Raw genomic sequence first — 14,597 nt, 5'->3', positions numbered from 1 at the left:
CCTTTTGCACGCTTCGGTATAACTCGAACTCGGCAACAATTGGGCGGTAGCTTTATGAGCAAGGCGACGGACGATACCACCCATTTCGGCTTTCAGGACGTGCCTGCCTCGGAGAAGGCCGGCATGGTGCATGGCGTCTTTTCCCGGGTGGCCAGCAAGTATGACGTGATGAACGACCTGATGTCGGTGGGCATCCACCGGATCTGGAAAGACGCGATGATGGACTGGCTGGCGCCGCGGCCGGGCCAGCGCCTGCTGGACGTGGCGGGGGGGACGGGGGACGTGGCCTTCCGCTTCCTGAAACGGGCGCCGGGGGCAAGCGCGGTCGTTTGCGACATGACCGAGCCGATGCTGATCGAGGGCCGCAAGCGCGCCGAAGCGGAAAGCATGGCGCAAAGCCTGGACTGGGTGGTGGGCGATGCGATGGCCCTGCCCTTCCCGGATAACAGCTTTGACGTCTACACGATCTCCTTTGGCATCCGGAACGTCACCCGCATCCCCGACGCCCTGCGCGAGGCCTATCGCGTGTTGCGGCCCGGTGGGCGGCTGATGGTGTTGGAGTTCAGCCAGATCCCGAACGACCTGCTGCAAAAGGCCTATGACCTGTATTCCTTCAACGTGATCCCGGCGATGGGCCAGATCGTGGCGGGGGACCGGGCCAGCTATCAGTATCTGGTGGAATCGATCCGCAAGTTCCCGGACCAGGAGACTTTTGCCCAGATGATCCGCGAGGCCGGATTTGGTCAGGTGAAGTACCGCAATCTTTCCCTCGGCATCGCCGCCTTGCATTCCGGCTGGAAGCTGTGAAGGGTCCGCACAATATCCTGCGGCTGATCCGCACCGGCGCGACGCTGGAAAGCACCGGCGCGATGGATGTGGTGCTGGAGGCGTTCCGCGCGCCGCCGCGCCTGCGCTTTGCGGCGCGGATGCTGGGCTGGCCGTTCAAATGGCTGGGCCTGAAGGGCGACCCCGGCCTGCCCCCGGCCACACGGGCGCTGACCGCGCTGGGTCCGGCCTACATCAAGTTCGGCCAGGTTCTGTCCACCCGCCCGGACGTGGTGGGCGAAGAGCTTGCCCAGCAGCTGAAGTACCTGCAGGACAAGCTGCCGCCCTTCCCAAGCGAAACTGCAAAGAAGATGATCGAGGCCGAGCTGGAGCTTCCGGTCTCGACCCTGTTCTCGGAGTTTTCCGAGCCTGTGGCCGCCGCCTCGATCGCGCAGGTGCATCGGGCGCGGCTGGCGGATACGGGCGAGGAAGTGGCGGTCAAGGTGCTGCGCCCGGGGATCGAGCGCGCCTTCCGCAAGGATATCGACGCCTTCTACCTGGCCGCCCGCTGGATCGAGCGGCTGGCCCCCTTCTCGCGCCGGCTGCGCCCGGTCGAGGTGATCACGCATTTCGAAGGCGTGGTGATGGGTGAGTTGGACCTGCGGCTGGAAAGCTCCTCCGCGGCGGAGTTTGCGGCGAATACCGAGAAGGACGAAGGCTTTCAGGTGCCGAAGCCGCACTGGTTCCTGTCCTCGCGCAACGTGATGACGCTGGGCTGGGCCGAAGGGATCGGGCTGAACGACAACGCCGCCATCGACGCCGCGGGCCATGACCGCAAGGTGCTGGGCGCGCGGGTGTTGCAACTGTTCCTGAACCATGCGCTGCGGGATGGGTTCTTTCACGCCGACATGCACCAGGGCAACCTGAAGATCGCGGCGAATGGCGATATCATCGCCTATGACTTCGGCATCATGGGCCGGATCGACGAGTATACGCGCCGGGTCTATGCCGAGATCCTGATGGGCTTCATCCGCAAGGATTATCGCCGCGTTGCCGAGGTGCATTTCGAAGCGGGCTATGTCCCGGCCGACCGTGACATCGACGAATTCGCCCGCGCCCTGCGTGCCGTGGGCGAGCCGATCTTCGGGATGGATGCCAGCCGCATCAGCATGGCGCGGCTTTTGGCCTATCTGTTCGAAGTCACCGAACGCTTCGGGATGGAGACACGGACCGAACTGATCCTGCTCCAGCGCACGATGGTGGTGGTTGAGGGCGTCGCCCGCAGTCTTGACCCGCATATCAACATCTGGGAAGTCGCCCGCCCGATCGTGGAGCGTTACATCGCCGAGACCATCGGGCCGAAGGCGGTGCTGCGCGACCTGCTCAAGACGGCGCGGGTGCTGGCGCGGTTCGGGCCGAAGCTGCCCTCGCTGGTCGAAGCGCAACTGATCCGCACCGGCAACCCGACGACGCCAACGATCCGTGTCGTCCGGCGCGGGCGGGTGCTGCCCTGGCTGCTGGCGCTGGCCCTGGCTTTCGCGGCCGGGTACTGGTTGCAGACGGTTCTGTGATCACCCCGGTTCGCGCAGCGCGGTGACCCGGGAAGCCGGCACCTCGACCCCGCCCTGCAGCACGAGGCTGGTGCCACCCGCCCCGCCCCGCGCCTCGACCACGCGGGTGTAATGTTCGACGGCCCGGGTATCCACCACCTCGCCGTCGATCAGGCTTTCCTGGGTGATCGTGTAACGGCCGGGGGGCAAGGGCGTGCCAGTGGCATCCGCCCCAAGCCATTGGTAGGGCTGCACGCTGACCGGAATTTCCTCACGCGCGACAAGGGTGCCCTGGGCATCGCGGATCGCCAGCGTGACGCTGGTCGCTCCGACCGCCGGGTTCGGCGACAAGGTGACGGGACTGCCATCATAGACCACATCGGCGTCCGACCGGGCCTCCTTCCCGATCCAGCTTGCCATGTCGGCCATGCCCATCTGGGCAAAGCGCGCCTGCATGTCGGCCAGAAGCTGGTTCGTGCGGACCTGCTGTTCCACCCCCGAGAAGGTGGCAAGCTGCACCGCATAATCGGTGGAATCGATCGGATTCAGCGGGTCCTGGTTCTGCATCTGGACGGTCAGCATCTTCAGGAAGGTGTTGAAATCCGACGTTATCTTTCCCCCGCTCGTGGCGGTGGCAGTGGCGGTTGACGCAGCAGGCGTTGGCGCAGAGTAGACAGAGACATCCATGGTCAAACCTCAAAGACGAAGGTCAAGGGTGGCGTTGGCCACAAGGCGCGGCGGCGGGGTCTGCACCATCGGTGGCGGTGAGGGCGAGGGATCACCCGCCTCTCCGGTCGGATCGCCGGCCGCGTCGGCAAATCCGCCGCGCGACCGCTCACCCTGGTCAAATCCGATATCCACGCCCGCATAGCCCGCGCTGCGGATCGCTTCGGCCAACTGGTCGGCATGGCGACGGAAAAGGTCCATCGTCTCGGGTCGGTCGAAGGACAGCATGACCACCATCCGCTCGGCATCCCGGGAATCGGGGCGCAGGCGCAGGCGGACGGTCCCGAGTTCTTCGGGCGAAAGCGTGATCTCGGTGGTTCCGTCCTGATGGCGGGCCAGGCCCTGCATGACCTGCAAGGCAACCGCTTGCGGGACCGGTGCGGCTGTCGGACTGACGGTCGGGGCGGCAGTGGCCGGTCCCGCTGACGCAAACCCCGAGAGACCGATGCCGAACTCCGGCTCGGCGCGGTGGTCAAGTTCGGCCAGCTCCAGCCAGGCGGGCAGCGGCGGGCGAGCGGCGGGACTCGCTGGAGCCAGGGCAGGCAAAGCGGAGGTCCGAACGACTTCGGCCGGCGCGACGGCCGAAGGCCGGGACGGAGACATTTCAGGTGGCGTATCGGAAGGCGGTGTCTGGTCTATCTGCGGCAGGGCTTTCGCCGCCCCGGTACCGACCGAAACGGCAGCCACGGCGGGTGCCAGGATGTGAGCCACGGTTGGGGTGGGGGCCAAGATGGCGGCTGCGGCGACCGGCGCCGCCACGGGCGGGACCGCTTGGGGCAAGCTGGGGTGCGGAACCCATGGCTCGACCAGGGTGCCAGGGGGGGAAGCCGGGATGGATGCAGGCCGCGGTAAAGCAGCTTTGGTGTCCGGCCCGGTCGGTGACGCTGTGCTGCCGGCCGGAGTAGCCGGTTGCGGGATCGCTTCCACCGACGTTGTCGGCGGGCGGGTGGTGTCGGCGCGGCGGTCTTCGGATGGAACGAGAGGGTTGTCCCGGTTGGCAAACCAGGTCGAGGGGGCGGCGGGGGTCGGACCTGCCTGTGCCGCATTGGGCTGCGGTGCCGCAGGCGCAACAGGCGTGACCCCGGCCTGCCCCAGATCGGGCGCGGTGACCGGCACGGCCGGGCGCGCGGGTTGCCCCGACGCCTGGAACGCTTGCCTTGGCAAGTCAGCTGCGGGCCCCACCGTTAAACCCAGCACGGCGGCGGCAGGTTTCTCTGCCTGAGCGGGTTGTGCCGACGCGACGGCGTAGCTGTCCGCCAGGACTGTGGCCGTCACGTCGGCTTCGGCACCGCCGTCGGAAGCGGGCGGGGGCGCGAAAGCCCCCCGCGCGTCGGTTGCAAACGGGTCAACCCCGGGCGCAAGGGGCGGCACCTCGGCGTCGGGAGGGGGAGCCACCTGGACACCCGCGCCAGGCGCAAGATCGCTGGTCCCGCTGACGACCGGCGGAGGAGGAGCCACGTCGATCGGCGCCCAGAAAGCTGGCACGGCGGGGACACCCCCCTCTCCCCCTTCCGGCGCTGTCACTGGCAAACCGGGTTCCGACAGGCCGACCACCGCACTATCGGTTGGCACCGGCTCTGCAAACATCACATCGGCGAAATCCGCCCCTTCCGGCACCCCGTCCTGTGGCGCCCCGTCCTGTGGCCCGGCGGGCGCGGGAAAAGCGACCGGGACACCGGGAACGACTGCGAAGATTGCCTGCATGACCTACCTCACGACTTCTGCCGCTGTGGTCACGGTTATCTGCGCCAGAAGTTACCCATTCTTTACGCCCATCGCGGATCGTCGGAAAAATTGCCGTCAATTCGCGAGACCCCGTCATGCTGACATCCCCGCTTACCCTGGCCCAGCCCACGCCCGACCGGCGCGAGGTGCTGATGGAAAAGGCGCAAGAGCTTGAAGCCACCTTCCTGGCCGAGATGCTGGCGCATACCGGTCTGGGCGAAACCCAAAGCGCCTTCGGCGGCGGCGCCGGGGAAGAGCAATTCGCTTCGTTCCTGCGACAAGAGCAGGCGCGGCTGATGGTGGAAAAGGGGGGCCTGGGGCTTGCCGAACTGATCTTCCGCTCGATGTCGGAGGCTGGCCATGGCGCGGCTTGAGGACCTGTTGGAGCAGGCCAGCGACGCCTTGCTGCGTGGCGACATGGCGGGCTTGCCAGTCCTGACCGCCGAGATCGAGCGCGAGGTCGATTCGCTGCCAGCGGATGCCGCCTTGCTGTCGCGCCTCCGCGCGCTGTCTGAAAGGAACGCGCGCCTGGCAGAGGCGGCCGGGCGCGGTGTGCGCGCCGCACGCAGCCGGCTGGCCGAAATCGCCTCGGCCCCGGTCCTGACGACCTACGATTCCCTGGGGCGGCGGGCGGCGATCAGCCCGCTTTCGGCCAGCGCTCCGAAACGCCTGTAAGTTGGTTCAAATGCCCAGCATTCGGACATGCAGCGTTAGGGGTTGGTTAGCACCGCGCGGCTTCAATGTCAGCGCGTCCCATGACGGGGCGGCACCTGCCGGACGGTCCGGCGGTATCGGACAGAATGCCCGTCCTGCCACCAACGTGGCGTCCTTGGCCGTGAAAGCTGCGGCCAGAAGTGAAGGAATTTGCGATGACGTCGATCCTGACGAACACCAGCGCGATGGTTGCCCTGCAGACGCTGAAGGGCATCAACGCCAACCTGAACAAGACCCAGTCGGATATCTCGACGGGCAAGAACGTCGCCTCGGCCAAGGACAATGCCGCGGTCTGGGCGATCTCGAAAGTGATGGATTCGGATGTGGAGGGCTTCAAGGGTATCTCCGACAGCCTTTCGGTCGGTTCGGCAACCCTGACCGTGGCCCGCCAGGCCTCGGAATCGGTGACGAAGCTGCTGACCGAAATGAAGGGCAAGATCGTCGCGGCCCAGGCCGAAAACGTCGACCGCACCAAGATCCAGACCGATATCACCGCGCTGACCAAGCAGATCGAATCGGTCGTGGGTGCGGCGCAGTTCAACGGGCTGAACCTGGTCGACGGGTCCCAGTCCTCGGTCAACGTCCTGTCGTCGCTTGACCGCAGCCAAGGTGGCGTGACCTCGTCGAACATCACGGTCGACGCGCAGAACCTGTCCACCAGCGCAGGTGCGGCGCTGACGGCCGGGGGCGGGACGCTGACCGACACGACCAACGTCGGACCGGCGCCCGGCATCCCTTCGGTCGTGACCGGTACGCCGGTTACCCTGGATGGCTTCGCTTTCCAGCTTTCGGGCGGCGCGCTGGCTTCGAATGATGCGGCGGCCGACCCCGACGATCTGACCGGGTTGATTGCGGGGGATGCGATCACGCTGAACATCGGCTCGGTCCAGGGCCGTTATGTGGTGCAGCAAGGCGACACCGCAGACGCACTGGTGGCCGGCCTGAAATCCTCGCTGACCGCCAACGGTCTGTCCGACACCGACTTCACCCTGACACTGAACGCCGGACAGCTGGAGGTGGCCAACAACACCAACCAGGCCGCGGCGATCTCGGCTTCGGCGACGCGGGGGACGGGCGGTCTGGCGGGGCTGAACACCATCGATGTGGTGAACGATCCCGCAACGGCGCTGCAGGACATCGAAGGGATGCTGCAGACGTCGATCGACGCGGCGGCCTCGTTCGGCTCGGTGCAAAAGCGCATCGACATCCAGAGCGAGTTCGTGGGCCAGCTGACTGACGCCCTGAAGACGGGCATCGGCGTTATGGTCGATACCGACATGGAGGAAGCCTCCGCCCGTCTGCAGGCGCTGCAGGTGCAGCAGCAGTTGGCAACGCAGGCGCTGTCGATCGCGAACCAGCAGCCGCAGGGGCTTCTGTCTCTGTTCCGTTAAGCGCTTTGGGCCGCGGGGTAGACCCTCGCGGCCCCTCTCACCCCACAGCTTCGAACAGACGGAACCCAAATGTCCTATCAAGCCCCAATTGCCTATTCCCGGCGCGAGGCGCCGACCCGTTCCCTGCGCTCGGTCGAATACGATCTTCTGGCGCAGATCACGCGCCGGCTGCGCTCGGCTTGGGCCAATCGCATCGACGATTTTCCCGGCCTGGTCCGCGCCCTGGCCGACAACCAGCAGCTCTGGTCCACGCTTGCCTCGGATGTCGCCCTGCCCGGCAACGCCCTCCCGGCCGTCCTGCGGGCGCGTCTGTTTTATCTATACGAGTTCACCGTTCAGCACAGCCGCAACGTTCTGGACGGCAAGGCCAGCGTCGAGGTTCTGGCCGACATCAACACGGCAGTGATGCGCGGCCTGCGTGGCGACGGAGGTGGGGCATGACAGGGCTTGTCCTAAAGCTTGGACCGCATGAGCGGGTCCTGATCAACGGTGCGGTGATCGAGAACGGCGAAAAGCGCTCGCGCCTCGCGATCATGACGCCGAACGCCAACATCCTGCGCATGCGGGATGCCATCCACCCCGAGCAGGTGAACACACCAGTCCGGCGCGTCTGCTACATCGCGCAGCTGGTCCTGACCGGCGACGCCGACCCGGGCGAAGCGCGGCACCAGCTTTTGCGCGGGATCGAACAGTTAAGCCAGGTTCTGACCGACCACGACAGCCGTACCCAGCTGACCATCGCCAGCCGCGCAATCCTGGAGGATCAGCATTACCAGGCCCTGAAGGCCCTGCGCAGTCTTCTGCCGCGTGAAGAACGCCTGTTCGCGGCGGGCCGGGCATGAGTTTCCAGCCGGTTCTGCCGCTGACCGGCTTTGCCGGCTGGAACTTCCTGAAGCGGACCCTGGCGCGCCAGCAGGTCGCGCAGCAGGCTTCGCCCGTGCAACAGCGGGATGAAGCCTATTTCCGCGAGAAGATCGGCAAGGTGAAAACAGCCGAGCAATTGGTGAACGACAAGCGACTGCTGCGGATTGCCCTGACGGCCTTCGGGCTTGAAGCAGACGTCAACAGCCGGGCTTTCGTGCAAAAGGTGCTGGAGGGCGGCACCCTCAAGGAAGGCAGCCTGGCCAACAAACTGGCAGACAAGCAGTACCAGAAGTTCTCTGCCGCCTTCGGCTTCGGCGACTATTCCATGCCAAGAACGGCTATCTCGACCTTTCCCGATGAAATCCTGGCGCAATTCCGTGCCCGCAGCTTCGAGACCGCGGTGGGCCGGCAGAACGGCAGCTATCGGCTTGCCATGAATGCGGAACGCGAGATTCCAGCCTTGGCGGCAAAGCAGACCAGCGAGACGGTCAAATGGTACTCGATCCTGGGCAACGCACCGCTGCGCGAGGTGATGCAGACCGCGCTGGGCCTGCCGAAGAGCTTTGCGTCGATCGAGCTTGATCAGCAGGTTTCGGTCCTGCGCGACAAGACCCGCGCAGCATTCGGCTCTCCTGATCTTGGCCAGTTCTCTGATCCTGCCAAGATGGAGGAACTCGTACGCCGCTTCATGTTCCAGGCACAGATTCAGGAGCAAGGCACCGGCAGTTCCCCTGCGGCAATTGCCCTTGCGCTGCTGCGAAGATGACACCGGCACCCATCGGCCCCGCCTTTGCGGTGAGCGGGGGAACGGCCAAGATTGGCAAATGCTATCGCAGCAGAATGCAACGCCGAAGGCGTCACCCGGTCGCCTGACGTTTCAAGTTCTGCGCGGGCGTAGGGTGGGTGATACACCCACCTTACGCTGATCGACCGGAGCGCCGCCAGACCATCGGCCGTGACCTTGCTATCCAACCGGACCCGCTGGTGCGCTCATCCTGCAAGGCAGGCGCGCAGCCGTTCGAAACTGCCGGGGACGCCTTCTGCCGGGGCCGGCTCGGCCAGGAAGCCGTCAAGTCGGGGCCAGACCTCGATGGCACGGTCGATCAACGGATCGGACCCTGCAGCATATAGACCGGCCTGGATCATCAGCTCGGCCCGGTCATAGGCACCCAGAAGCCGCCGGGCCTCTGCGATCAGGGTGTTCTCCTCCTCGCTTGCGGCGTCGGGCAGCGAGCGGCTGACCGACCGCAACAGATCGATCGCGGGAAACCTGCCCCGTTCCGCAATTCGGCGATCCATCACCACATGCCCGTCCAGCACCCCACGCAGGATGTCGGCCACGGGCTCTTCCATGTCCGACCCGGCCACCAGGACCGAGAACACGGCCGTAATGTCGCCCGCTCCCTGCGGCCCCGGGCCGGCACGCTCGGCCAGGCCCATGATCGCCTGGTTCAAGGACGGCGGAAAACCACGCAACGACCCATCCTCGCCCCCAGCCAGGGCGACTTCGCGGTGGGCTTCGGCAAAGCGCGTGACGGAATCGACGAGCAGCAGGACGTGCAGGCCCTGGTCGCGGAAATGCTCGGCCACGGCCATCGCGGTCAGCGCGCAGGAGCGTCGCATCAGCGCCGACTGGTCCGAGGTGGCGGTGACGACGACGCTGCGCGCCATTCCAGCGGCCCCCAGCACACGTTCGGTGAACTCGCGCAGTTCGCGCCCACGCTCGCCAACCAGGGCGATAACGACGACATCGGCCGCCACCCCCCGGGCGAAGCGGGCCAGAAGCGAGGACTTGCCGACCCCTGAGCCAGCAAAGAGACCGATGCGCTGGCCGCGGACCAAGGGCAGCAGCGTGTCGAAAACTGCCGTGCCGGTGGCCAGACGCTCTCCCAACCGGCGGCGTGTGGCGGCAGGTGGCGCCGGAGTGCGAAGGGCGCGCGGGCGGGGTCCGCGCAGCAGCGGGCGGCCATCCAGGGGCTGGCCCGCGGGGTCGATGATGCGACCGATCCAGCTGTCGTCCGGGGCAATTTCGGCCCGTCCAAGCAACTCCACCCGGTCGGCAATGGCCATCCCGTCACCCGAAGCATCCGGCAAGACCGAGCAGCGGCCGGGAGACAGGCGCAGAACCTCACCCCCCGCAGCGCCATCTCGGCTGTGAATCAGGACGCGGTCGCCGATCGCAGCCGCGTCCAGTCCCGTCACCTCGGCCAGCCCGCGCCGCGTCTCGACCACCCGGCCGACCCGCCGCACGGTGGCGACCCCGGCGATTTCCGCAAGCAGACCATCGAAAACTCCGGTCACGGGATTCTCCCTTTGTTCGCTCTCAACCGTTTCTAAAGGAATCACTCTTAAGCCTTGGTGAAGCAGGTCGAGGGAGAAGCCCCGATGTTCGAGAAACTGGAACTTACCCGGATGGCGCAGGCGCTGGCAGCGCATTCAGGCGCACGGATGGGCGTGATTGCCCGGAACGTGGCCCATGCCGATACGCCCGGGTACAAGGCGCAAGATTTGCCAGCCTTTGCCGAGGTCTTTTCCGCCACGGACGGCCAGATGCGCGCCACGCGTCCCGGTCATCTGACCGCTGCGTCGTCAGCTGCAGCGCTCGTTCCAGAGCGTGCCCCGGGCCGCGAATCGCCCAACGGCAACTCGGTGTCGCTGGAAGGCGAGATGGTGAAATCGGTCGAGGCGCGGCAGTCGCACGAAATGGCGCTGGCGATCTACCGGGCGACTTCGGACGTGGTCCGGGCCAGCCTTGGTCGGGCGCGGTAGGGGGTAAGCGATGGGCAATGACCTGATGACCTCGCTTTCCTTCGCGGCCTCCGGGATGGAGACGCAGGCCATGCGCCTGCGCCACGTCTCCGAAAACATCGCCAACGCGGATACCCCTGGCTACCACCGCAAGGTGATGACCTTCGCCGAGGCGATGGAGACCGGGTTGGTCGAACCGGGCCAGGTCCGTCTGGACCAAGGCGAACTGACCAAGATCTACGATCCCGGCCACCCGTTGGCGGATGCAACCGGTCACTATGACGGCTCGAACGTCGATCTGGTGATCGAAATCGCTGATGCGCGCGAAGCGCAGCGCAGCTACGAGGCGAACCTTCGGATGTTCGATCAGACGCGTCAGATGACGCAAAGTCTGTTCGACCTTCTTCGCCGATAGGGGAGATCCAGAATGGATTTAAAGACCTCTTTCGTTTCGCAGGCTTACGCGAATGCCCGCACCGCCGCCGCCCCGCAGCCAAAGGCCGGGGCGGCGGACCAGGGCTTTGCGAAGCTTGCCGGGAACTTCATGGGCGCCTTGCAGGAGCATGAGGCGACAGCCCGCGCCGCGATGACCGGGGGGGCCGATCCGCATGCGCTGGTCCAGGCGCTTGCCTCGTCGCAGATGGCGGTCGAGACGGTGGCCACCGTGCGTGACCGCGTGGTCGAGGCCTATCAGGAAATCCTGAGGATGCCGGTATGACCGAGACGATGATCTTCGACATGATGCGCCAGGGCCTGTGGGTCTCGGTGCTGATCTCGGCCCCGCTGCTGACGGTGGCACTGGTTGCGGGCGTGGTGGTCGGCCTCTTTCAGGCGCTGACGTCGATCCAGGAGATGACGCTGACCTTCGTGCCCAAGGCGGCGCTGATGCTGGTGGTCTTCTGGGTCTCGATGAGCTTCATGACCACCACTCTGGTGGCGTTCTTTACCGACACGATCATCCCGCAGATCGCAGGGGGCTGAGATGGACGCAGCCCTGTACACCACGCTGAACCGACAATCCGGCCTGATGCGCGAGATGGGTGTGGTGGCGAACAACATCGCCAACAGCTCTACCACCGGGTTCCGGCGCGAGGGGGTGGTCTTTTCGGAATTCGTGGCGGCGCTGGACCAGGACCCGTCGCTTTCGATGGCCCACGCCAGCGGACGGCACGTCGACCTGTCGCAGGCCACGCTGGCAATGACCGGAGGGGCCTTCGACTTTGCGATCCAGGGCGAGGGTTTCTTCCTGGTCGAAACCCCCCAGGGAGAGCGGCTGACCCGCGCCGGCGCCTTCACCCCCTCGCCCGAGGGGGAGTTGGTGACGCCCGATGGTTTTCGTCTGCTGGACGCTGGCGGCGCGCCGATCTTTGTCCCGCCCGACGCCAAGGTCGCCGTGGCCCGCGATGGCACCCTTTCCGCCAATGGCGAGCCGGTGGCCCAGGTCGGCCTCTGGCGCCCGGCCGATCCGCTGGCGCTGCGCCACCAGTCGGGCACGCTTTTCGACGGCGGCGCACTGGAGCCGGTCGACAACGGCCAGATCCTGCAAGGGATGCTGGAGGACAGCAATGTCGAGCCAGTCTCCGAGATCGCCCGCATGATCGAGGTCCAGCGCGCCTATGAGCTGGGCCAGAAATTCCTGGACGCCGAGGACGAACGCGTCCGCGGCGTGATCCAGGCGCTTGGACGATAGGGGTAGCCGATGAAAGCCTTGCAGATCGCCGCGACCGGAATGTCGGCCCAGCAGATGAAGGTCGACGTGGTGTCGAACAACCTCGCGAACATGTCGACCACGGGTTACAACCCGCGGCGCGCGGATTTCGCGGACCTGCACTATCAGCAGATGGCCCGGCCGGGCAGCGTGTCGGCGGCGGACGGGTCGATGCTGCCCACTGGTGTCCAGATCGGGCTGGGGGTCCGGCCGGCCTCGGTCTCCGTTGTCCTGGGCCAGGGCTCGCTGGAGGCGACCGGGGGCAACCTGGACATCGCAATCGACGGGAACGGCTATATCGAGGTGCAGATGCCGACCGGCGTCACGGGCTATACCCGCGACGGCGCTCTGAAACGATCGGCGGACGGCCTGATCGTCACCTCGGACGGCTTTCCAGTGGCACCCGGGATCACCATCCCCACGGATGCGCGTGGCCTAACGATCAGCCCTTCGGGCGAGGTCTGGGCCGATTTTGCCGACCGGGTCGAACCCGAACTGCTGGGCCAGCTGACCCTGTCCTCGTTTCCGAACGAGAAGGGGCTGGAGGCGATCGGGTCGAACCTGTTCCTCGAAACGCCGGCCTCGGGCGCACCGACCTCGACGGTTCCGGGACAAGAGGGGCTGGGGACCCTGCGCCAGGGCTACCTGGAATCAAGCTCGGTCGATGCGGTGCGCGAGGTGACCGAACTGATCAAGGCCCAGCGCGGGTATGAGCTGAACGCCAAGGTCATCACCGCCGCCGACCAGATGCTTGGCGCAACGACGCAGGTGCGGTGATGCGGCCACTGATCGCCCTCTTGCTGATGACGGCGCCGGCCCTGGCCGAAAGCGTGGTCGCAACCCGCACCATCCGGGCGCTGACGGTGATCGGCCCCGAGGATCTGACCATCGTCGAAGCCGCCCTGCCCGGGGCCTTGTCCAACCCGGATCTGGCTGTGGGACAGGAAGCGCGCGTTGCGATCTATGCTGGCCGCCCGGTCCGCGCCCAGGACTTGGGTGCGCCGGCACTGGTTGAACGCAACCAGCTGGTATCGCTGATCTTTCTTTCCGGCGGACTGGCAATCTCGACCGAGGGCCGGGCCCTTGCCCGCGGGGCGGAAGGCGACGTGATCCGGGTGATGAACTTGGGCTCGCGAACCGCCGTCAATGGCCGCGTGGGCCCGGACGGCGCAATCTATGTAGGATGGACCACCCCATGATGAAGCGACTTTCCCTGATCTGCACCCTTGCCCTTGCCGGGTGCGGCGACCTAAGCCAGGTGGGCCGCGCCCCCGACTTCACACCGCTGGAGGGCAGCGCCCAGCACTATGCCATGTACTCGGCCGACCTGCCCGAGGACGTTGCGGCGGGAACGCCATCGGACGATTCGTCGCTTTGGGCGGCCGGAACAGATTCGCTCTTCGGCGACCGGCGGGCGGCCCGGCGCGGTGACATCCTGACCGTGGTGATCGAAATCGACGACAGCGCCTCGATCTCGAACTCCACCGGGCGGAACCGCAGCGGCAATGTGAAGTCCGGCCTGCCGGACTTCTTCGGGATTCCGCAGCGGCTGAACGAAAGCCTGCCCGAGGGGGCCAGGATGGGAGATGCCGTCGAAACGCGATCGTCCTCGACCTTCAAGGGTTCGGGCAACGTCTCGCGCACCGAACAGCTGACCCTGCGGGTGGCCGCCACCGTGGTCGAGGAATTGCCGAACGGTGTCCTGCGGATCGAGGGGCAGCAGGAGGTCCGCGTGAACTTCGAGATGCGCGAGTTGATCGTGACAGGCTACGTCCGCCCGGCCGACATCTCCCGCCAGAACGAGATCACTTACGACAAGATCGCGGGCGCCCGGATCGCCTATGGCGGACGCGGCCAGATCACCGACGTCCAGCAGCCCACTTATGGGCAGCAGGCCGCTGATATCATCCTGCCGTTCTGACCATGATACGAAAGCTTCTTCCGGTCATTCTGGCGCTTGTTGGTCTTGGTGGCGGTGTGGGGGCGGGGTTGTTCCTCCGCCCCCCACCGTCGCCCGAGGATCTGGCTGCAGCCGACCATAAGGCCGAGACGGCCGAGGGCGAGACGGCCGAGGAGGGCGGGCCCGAATACGTCAAGATGAACAACCAGTTCGTGGTGCCGGTCGTGGATCGGGGCCGCGTGGCGGCGATGGTGGTGCTGTCGCTGTCGCTGGAGGTCGATGCAGGCAGCAGCGAGGCAGTCTACCAGCGCGAGCCAAAGCTGCGCGATGTGTTCCTGCAGGTCCTGTTCGACCATGCCAATGTCGGCGGCTTCAGCGGATCTTTCACCGATGGCTCCAACCTTATCACCCTGCGCACCAGCCTGAAGGAAGCCGCCGGCACGATTCTGGGCCCGGCGGTCCGCGACGTCCTGATTACGGACATCGCCCGCCAGGACAGCTGACGG

The 14,597-nt window shown here is 66.2% G+C and carries 20 protein-coding genes; 17 read left to right on the top strand and 3 right to left on the bottom strand.

The genetic code is table 11. The features are described from left to right. Positions 1–54: 54 nt before the first annotated feature. Both ubiE and ubiB read left to right on the top strand, forming a co-directional pair. Positions 55–807: a bifunctional demethylmenaquinone methyltransferase/2-methoxy-6-polyprenyl-1,4-benzoquinol methylase UbiE gene (gene ubiE / locus CXR42_RS11385; protein WP_103257639.1), complete on the top strand. Its 753-nt coding sequence runs from the start codon at positions 55–57 to the stop codon at positions 805–807. Continuing rightward, entirely contained in the window at positions 804–2,336 is a 1,533-nt protein-coding gene (gene ubiB, locus CXR42_RS11380) for a 2-polyprenylphenol 6-hydroxylase (protein ID WP_103257638.1), read from the top strand. Before ubiE ends, ubiB begins: the two co-directional genes overlap by 4 nt. On the opposite strand, the gene CXR42_RS11375 is transcribed toward ubiB, so the two are convergent. Then, positions 2,337–3,002, bottom strand: a complete 666-nt coding sequence (locus CXR42_RS11375) for a flagellar hook capping FlgD N-terminal domain-containing protein (protein ID WP_103257637.1) — start codon at positions 3,000–3,002, stop codon at positions 2,337–2,339. It abuts the gene before it with no gap. A 9-nt stretch (positions 3,003–3,011) separates the two neighbouring features. Further along, positions 3,012–3,587, bottom strand: a complete 576-nt coding sequence (locus CXR42_RS19560; protein ID WP_180996037.1) for a flagellar hook-length control protein FliK — start codon at positions 3,585–3,587, stop codon at positions 3,012–3,014. 1,274 nt (positions 3,588–4,861) lie between these two features. Here CXR42_RS19560 and CXR42_RS11365 point away from each other — a divergent pair. The 6 genes from CXR42_RS11365 (at position 4,862) to CXR42_RS11340 (ending at position 8,501) form a co-directional block, all read left to right on the top strand. After that, positions 4,862–5,140 (top strand): rod-binding protein, encoded by a 279-nt coding sequence (locus tag CXR42_RS11365; RefSeq protein WP_103257635.1) that lies wholly within the window; start codon positions 4,862–4,864, stop codon positions 5,138–5,140. Next, positions 5,127–5,441: a hypothetical protein gene (locus CXR42_RS11360; RefSeq protein WP_103257634.1), complete on the top strand. Its 315-nt coding sequence runs from the start codon at positions 5,127–5,129 to the stop codon at positions 5,439–5,441. The genes CXR42_RS11365 and CXR42_RS11360 overlap by 14 nt, the downstream gene beginning before the upstream one ends. 194 nt (positions 5,442–5,635) lie before the next feature. Next, positions 5,636–6,871 carry a flagellin N-terminal helical domain-containing protein gene (locus CXR42_RS11355; RefSeq protein WP_103257770.1) on the top strand — a complete coding sequence of 412 codons (1,236 nt, stop codon included), beginning with the start codon at positions 5,636–5,638 and terminating at the stop codon, positions 6,869–6,871. A 69-nt stretch (positions 6,872–6,940) separates the two neighbouring features. Next, positions 6,941–7,312: a flagellar biosynthesis regulator FlaF gene (gene flaF / locus CXR42_RS11350; protein WP_103257633.1), complete on the top strand. Its 372-nt coding sequence runs from the start codon at positions 6,941–6,943 to the stop codon at positions 7,310–7,312. Beyond that, a complete protein-coding gene (flbT, locus tag CXR42_RS11345) occupies positions 7,309–7,713 on the top strand; it encodes a flagellar biosynthesis repressor FlbT (RefSeq protein ID WP_103257632.1) in 405 nt (134 codons plus the stop codon). The genes flaF and flbT overlap by 4 nt, the downstream gene beginning before the upstream one ends. Next, a complete protein-coding gene (locus tag CXR42_RS11340; protein WP_103257631.1) occupies positions 7,710–8,501 on the top strand; it encodes a DUF1217 domain-containing protein in 792 nt (263 codons plus the stop codon). Before flbT ends, CXR42_RS11340 begins: the two co-directional genes overlap by 4 nt. 224 nt (positions 8,502–8,725) lie before the next feature. Here CXR42_RS11340 and CXR42_RS11335 read toward each other — a convergent pair whose 3' ends face one another. Next, complete coding sequence (locus tag CXR42_RS11335; RefSeq protein WP_103257630.1) at positions 8,726–10,036, bottom strand: FliI/YscN family ATPase; 1,311 nt, start codon at positions 10,034–10,036, stop codon at positions 8,726–8,728. A gap of 84 nt (positions 10,037–10,120) precedes the next feature. On the opposite strand from CXR42_RS11335, the gene CXR42_RS11330 reads away from it, so the two are divergent. Genes CXR42_RS11330 through CXR42_RS11290 form a run of 9 tightly spaced genes read left to right on the top strand, consistent with a single transcriptional unit; the run spans position 10,121 to position 14,594 of the window. Next, the gene (locus CXR42_RS11330) at positions 10,121–10,504 is read left to right on the top strand and encodes a FlgB family protein (RefSeq protein WP_103257769.1); all 384 of its coding nucleotides are present in this window, start codon (positions 10,121–10,123) and stop codon (positions 10,502–10,504) included. 10 nt (positions 10,505–10,514) lie between these two features. Beyond that, on the top strand, positions 10,515–10,898 hold the full coding sequence (gene flgC, locus CXR42_RS11325; protein ID WP_103257629.1) for a flagellar basal body rod protein FlgC: 384 nt from the start codon (positions 10,515–10,517) through the stop codon (positions 10,896–10,898). Between the two features lie 12 nt (positions 10,899–10,910). Further along, positions 10,911–11,201 carry a flagellar hook-basal body complex protein FliE gene (fliE, locus tag CXR42_RS11320; protein ID WP_103257628.1) on the top strand — a complete coding sequence of 97 codons (291 nt, stop codon included), beginning with the start codon at positions 10,911–10,913 and terminating at the stop codon, positions 11,199–11,201. After that, positions 11,198–11,464, top strand: coding sequence for a flagellar biosynthetic protein FliQ (locus CXR42_RS11315; RefSeq protein ID WP_103257627.1), 267 nt, complete (start codon positions 11,198–11,200; stop codon positions 11,462–11,464). The genes fliE and CXR42_RS11315 overlap by 4 nt, the downstream gene beginning before the upstream one ends. 1 nt (position 11,465) lies before the next feature. Next, a complete protein-coding gene (locus CXR42_RS11310) occupies positions 11,466–12,173 on the top strand; it encodes a flagellar hook-basal body complex protein (RefSeq protein WP_103257626.1) in 708 nt (235 codons plus the stop codon). A gap of 9 nt (positions 12,174–12,182) precedes the next feature. After that, positions 12,183–12,968 carry a flagellar basal-body rod protein FlgG gene (gene flgG / locus CXR42_RS11305; RefSeq protein ID WP_103257625.1) on the top strand — a complete coding sequence of 262 codons (786 nt, stop codon included), beginning with the start codon at positions 12,183–12,185 and terminating at the stop codon, positions 12,966–12,968. Further along, complete coding sequence (flgA, locus tag CXR42_RS11300) at positions 12,968–13,390, top strand: flagellar basal body P-ring formation chaperone FlgA (RefSeq protein WP_103257624.1); 423 nt, start codon at positions 12,968–12,970, stop codon at positions 13,388–13,390. Before flgG ends, flgA begins: the two co-directional genes overlap by 1 nt. Continuing rightward, entirely contained in the window at positions 13,390–14,112 is a 723-nt protein-coding gene (gene flgH / locus CXR42_RS11295) for a flagellar basal body L-ring protein FlgH (RefSeq protein WP_103257768.1), read from the top strand. The genes flgA and flgH overlap by 1 nt, the downstream gene beginning before the upstream one ends. A gap of 2 nt (positions 14,113–14,114) precedes the next feature. Next, positions 14,115–14,594 (top strand): flagellar basal body-associated FliL family protein, encoded by a 480-nt coding sequence (locus tag CXR42_RS11290; RefSeq protein ID WP_103257623.1) that lies wholly within the window; start codon positions 14,115–14,117, stop codon positions 14,592–14,594. The last annotated feature ends 3 nt before the right edge of the window (positions 14,595–14,597 follow it).

The sequence above is a fragment of the Tabrizicola aquatica genome, assembly GCF_002900975.1.
Classification (GTDB): Bacteria; Pseudomonadota; Alphaproteobacteria; order Rhodobacterales; family Rhodobacteraceae; genus Tabrizicola; species Tabrizicola aquatica.
Note: the sequence above shows the minus strand (reverse complement) of the source record. Positions and strands in the feature narration are given on the sequence as shown.

Excerpts from the sequence above, each read along its gene's own strand:
- CXR42_RS11355 (WP_103257770.1), top strand. The coding sequence starts at position 5,636 with ATGACGTCGATCCTGACGAACACCAGCGCGATGGTTGCCCTGCAGACG.
- CXR42_RS11290 (WP_103257623.1), top strand. The coding sequence starts at position 14,115 with ATGATACGAAAGCTTCTTCCGGTCATTCTGGCGCTTGTTGGTCTTGGT.
- flgG (WP_103257625.1), top strand. The coding sequence starts at position 12,183 with ATGAAAGCCTTGCAGATCGCCGCGACCGGAATGTCGGCCCAGCAGATG.
- CXR42_RS11310 (WP_103257626.1), top strand. The coding sequence starts at position 11,466 with ATGGACGCAGCCCTGTACACCACGCTGAACCGACAATCCGGCCTGATG.
- CXR42_RS11330 (WP_103257769.1), top strand. The coding sequence starts at position 10,121 with ATGTTCGAGAAACTGGAACTTACCCGGATGGCGCAGGCGCTGGCAGCG.
- fliE (WP_103257628.1), top strand. The coding sequence starts at position 10,911 with ATGGATTTAAAGACCTCTTTCGTTTCGCAGGCTTACGCGAATGCCCGC.
- CXR42_RS11340 (WP_103257631.1), top strand. The coding sequence starts at position 7,710 with ATGAGTTTCCAGCCGGTTCTGCCGCTGACCGGCTTTGCCGGCTGGAAC.
- flgH (WP_103257768.1), top strand. The coding sequence starts at position 13,390 with ATGAAGCGACTTTCCCTGATCTGCACCCTTGCCCTTGCCGGGTGCGGC.
- ubiE (WP_103257639.1), top strand. The coding sequence starts at position 55 with ATGAGCAAGGCGACGGACGATACCACCCATTTCGGCTTTCAGGACGTG.
- CXR42_RS11375 (WP_103257637.1), bottom strand. The coding sequence starts at position 3,002 with ATGGATGTCTCTGTCTACTCTGCGCCAACGCCTGCTGCGTCAACCGCC.
- CXR42_RS11365 (WP_103257635.1), top strand. The coding sequence starts at position 4,862 with ATGCTGACATCCCCGCTTACCCTGGCCCAGCCCACGCCCGACCGGCGC.
- flgC (WP_103257629.1), top strand. The coding sequence starts at position 10,515 with ATGGGCAATGACCTGATGACCTCGCTTTCCTTCGCGGCCTCCGGGATG.
- flgA (WP_103257624.1), top strand. The coding sequence starts at position 12,968 with ATGCGGCCACTGATCGCCCTCTTGCTGATGACGGCGCCGGCCCTGGCC.
- flaF (WP_103257633.1), top strand. The coding sequence starts at position 6,941 with ATGTCCTATCAAGCCCCAATTGCCTATTCCCGGCGCGAGGCGCCGACC.
- flbT (WP_103257632.1), top strand. The coding sequence starts at position 7,309 with ATGACAGGGCTTGTCCTAAAGCTTGGACCGCATGAGCGGGTCCTGATC.
- CXR42_RS11360 (WP_103257634.1), top strand. The coding sequence starts at position 5,127 with ATGGCGCGGCTTGAGGACCTGTTGGAGCAGGCCAGCGACGCCTTGCTG.
- CXR42_RS11315 (WP_103257627.1), top strand. The coding sequence starts at position 11,198 with ATGACCGAGACGATGATCTTCGACATGATGCGCCAGGGCCTGTGGGTC.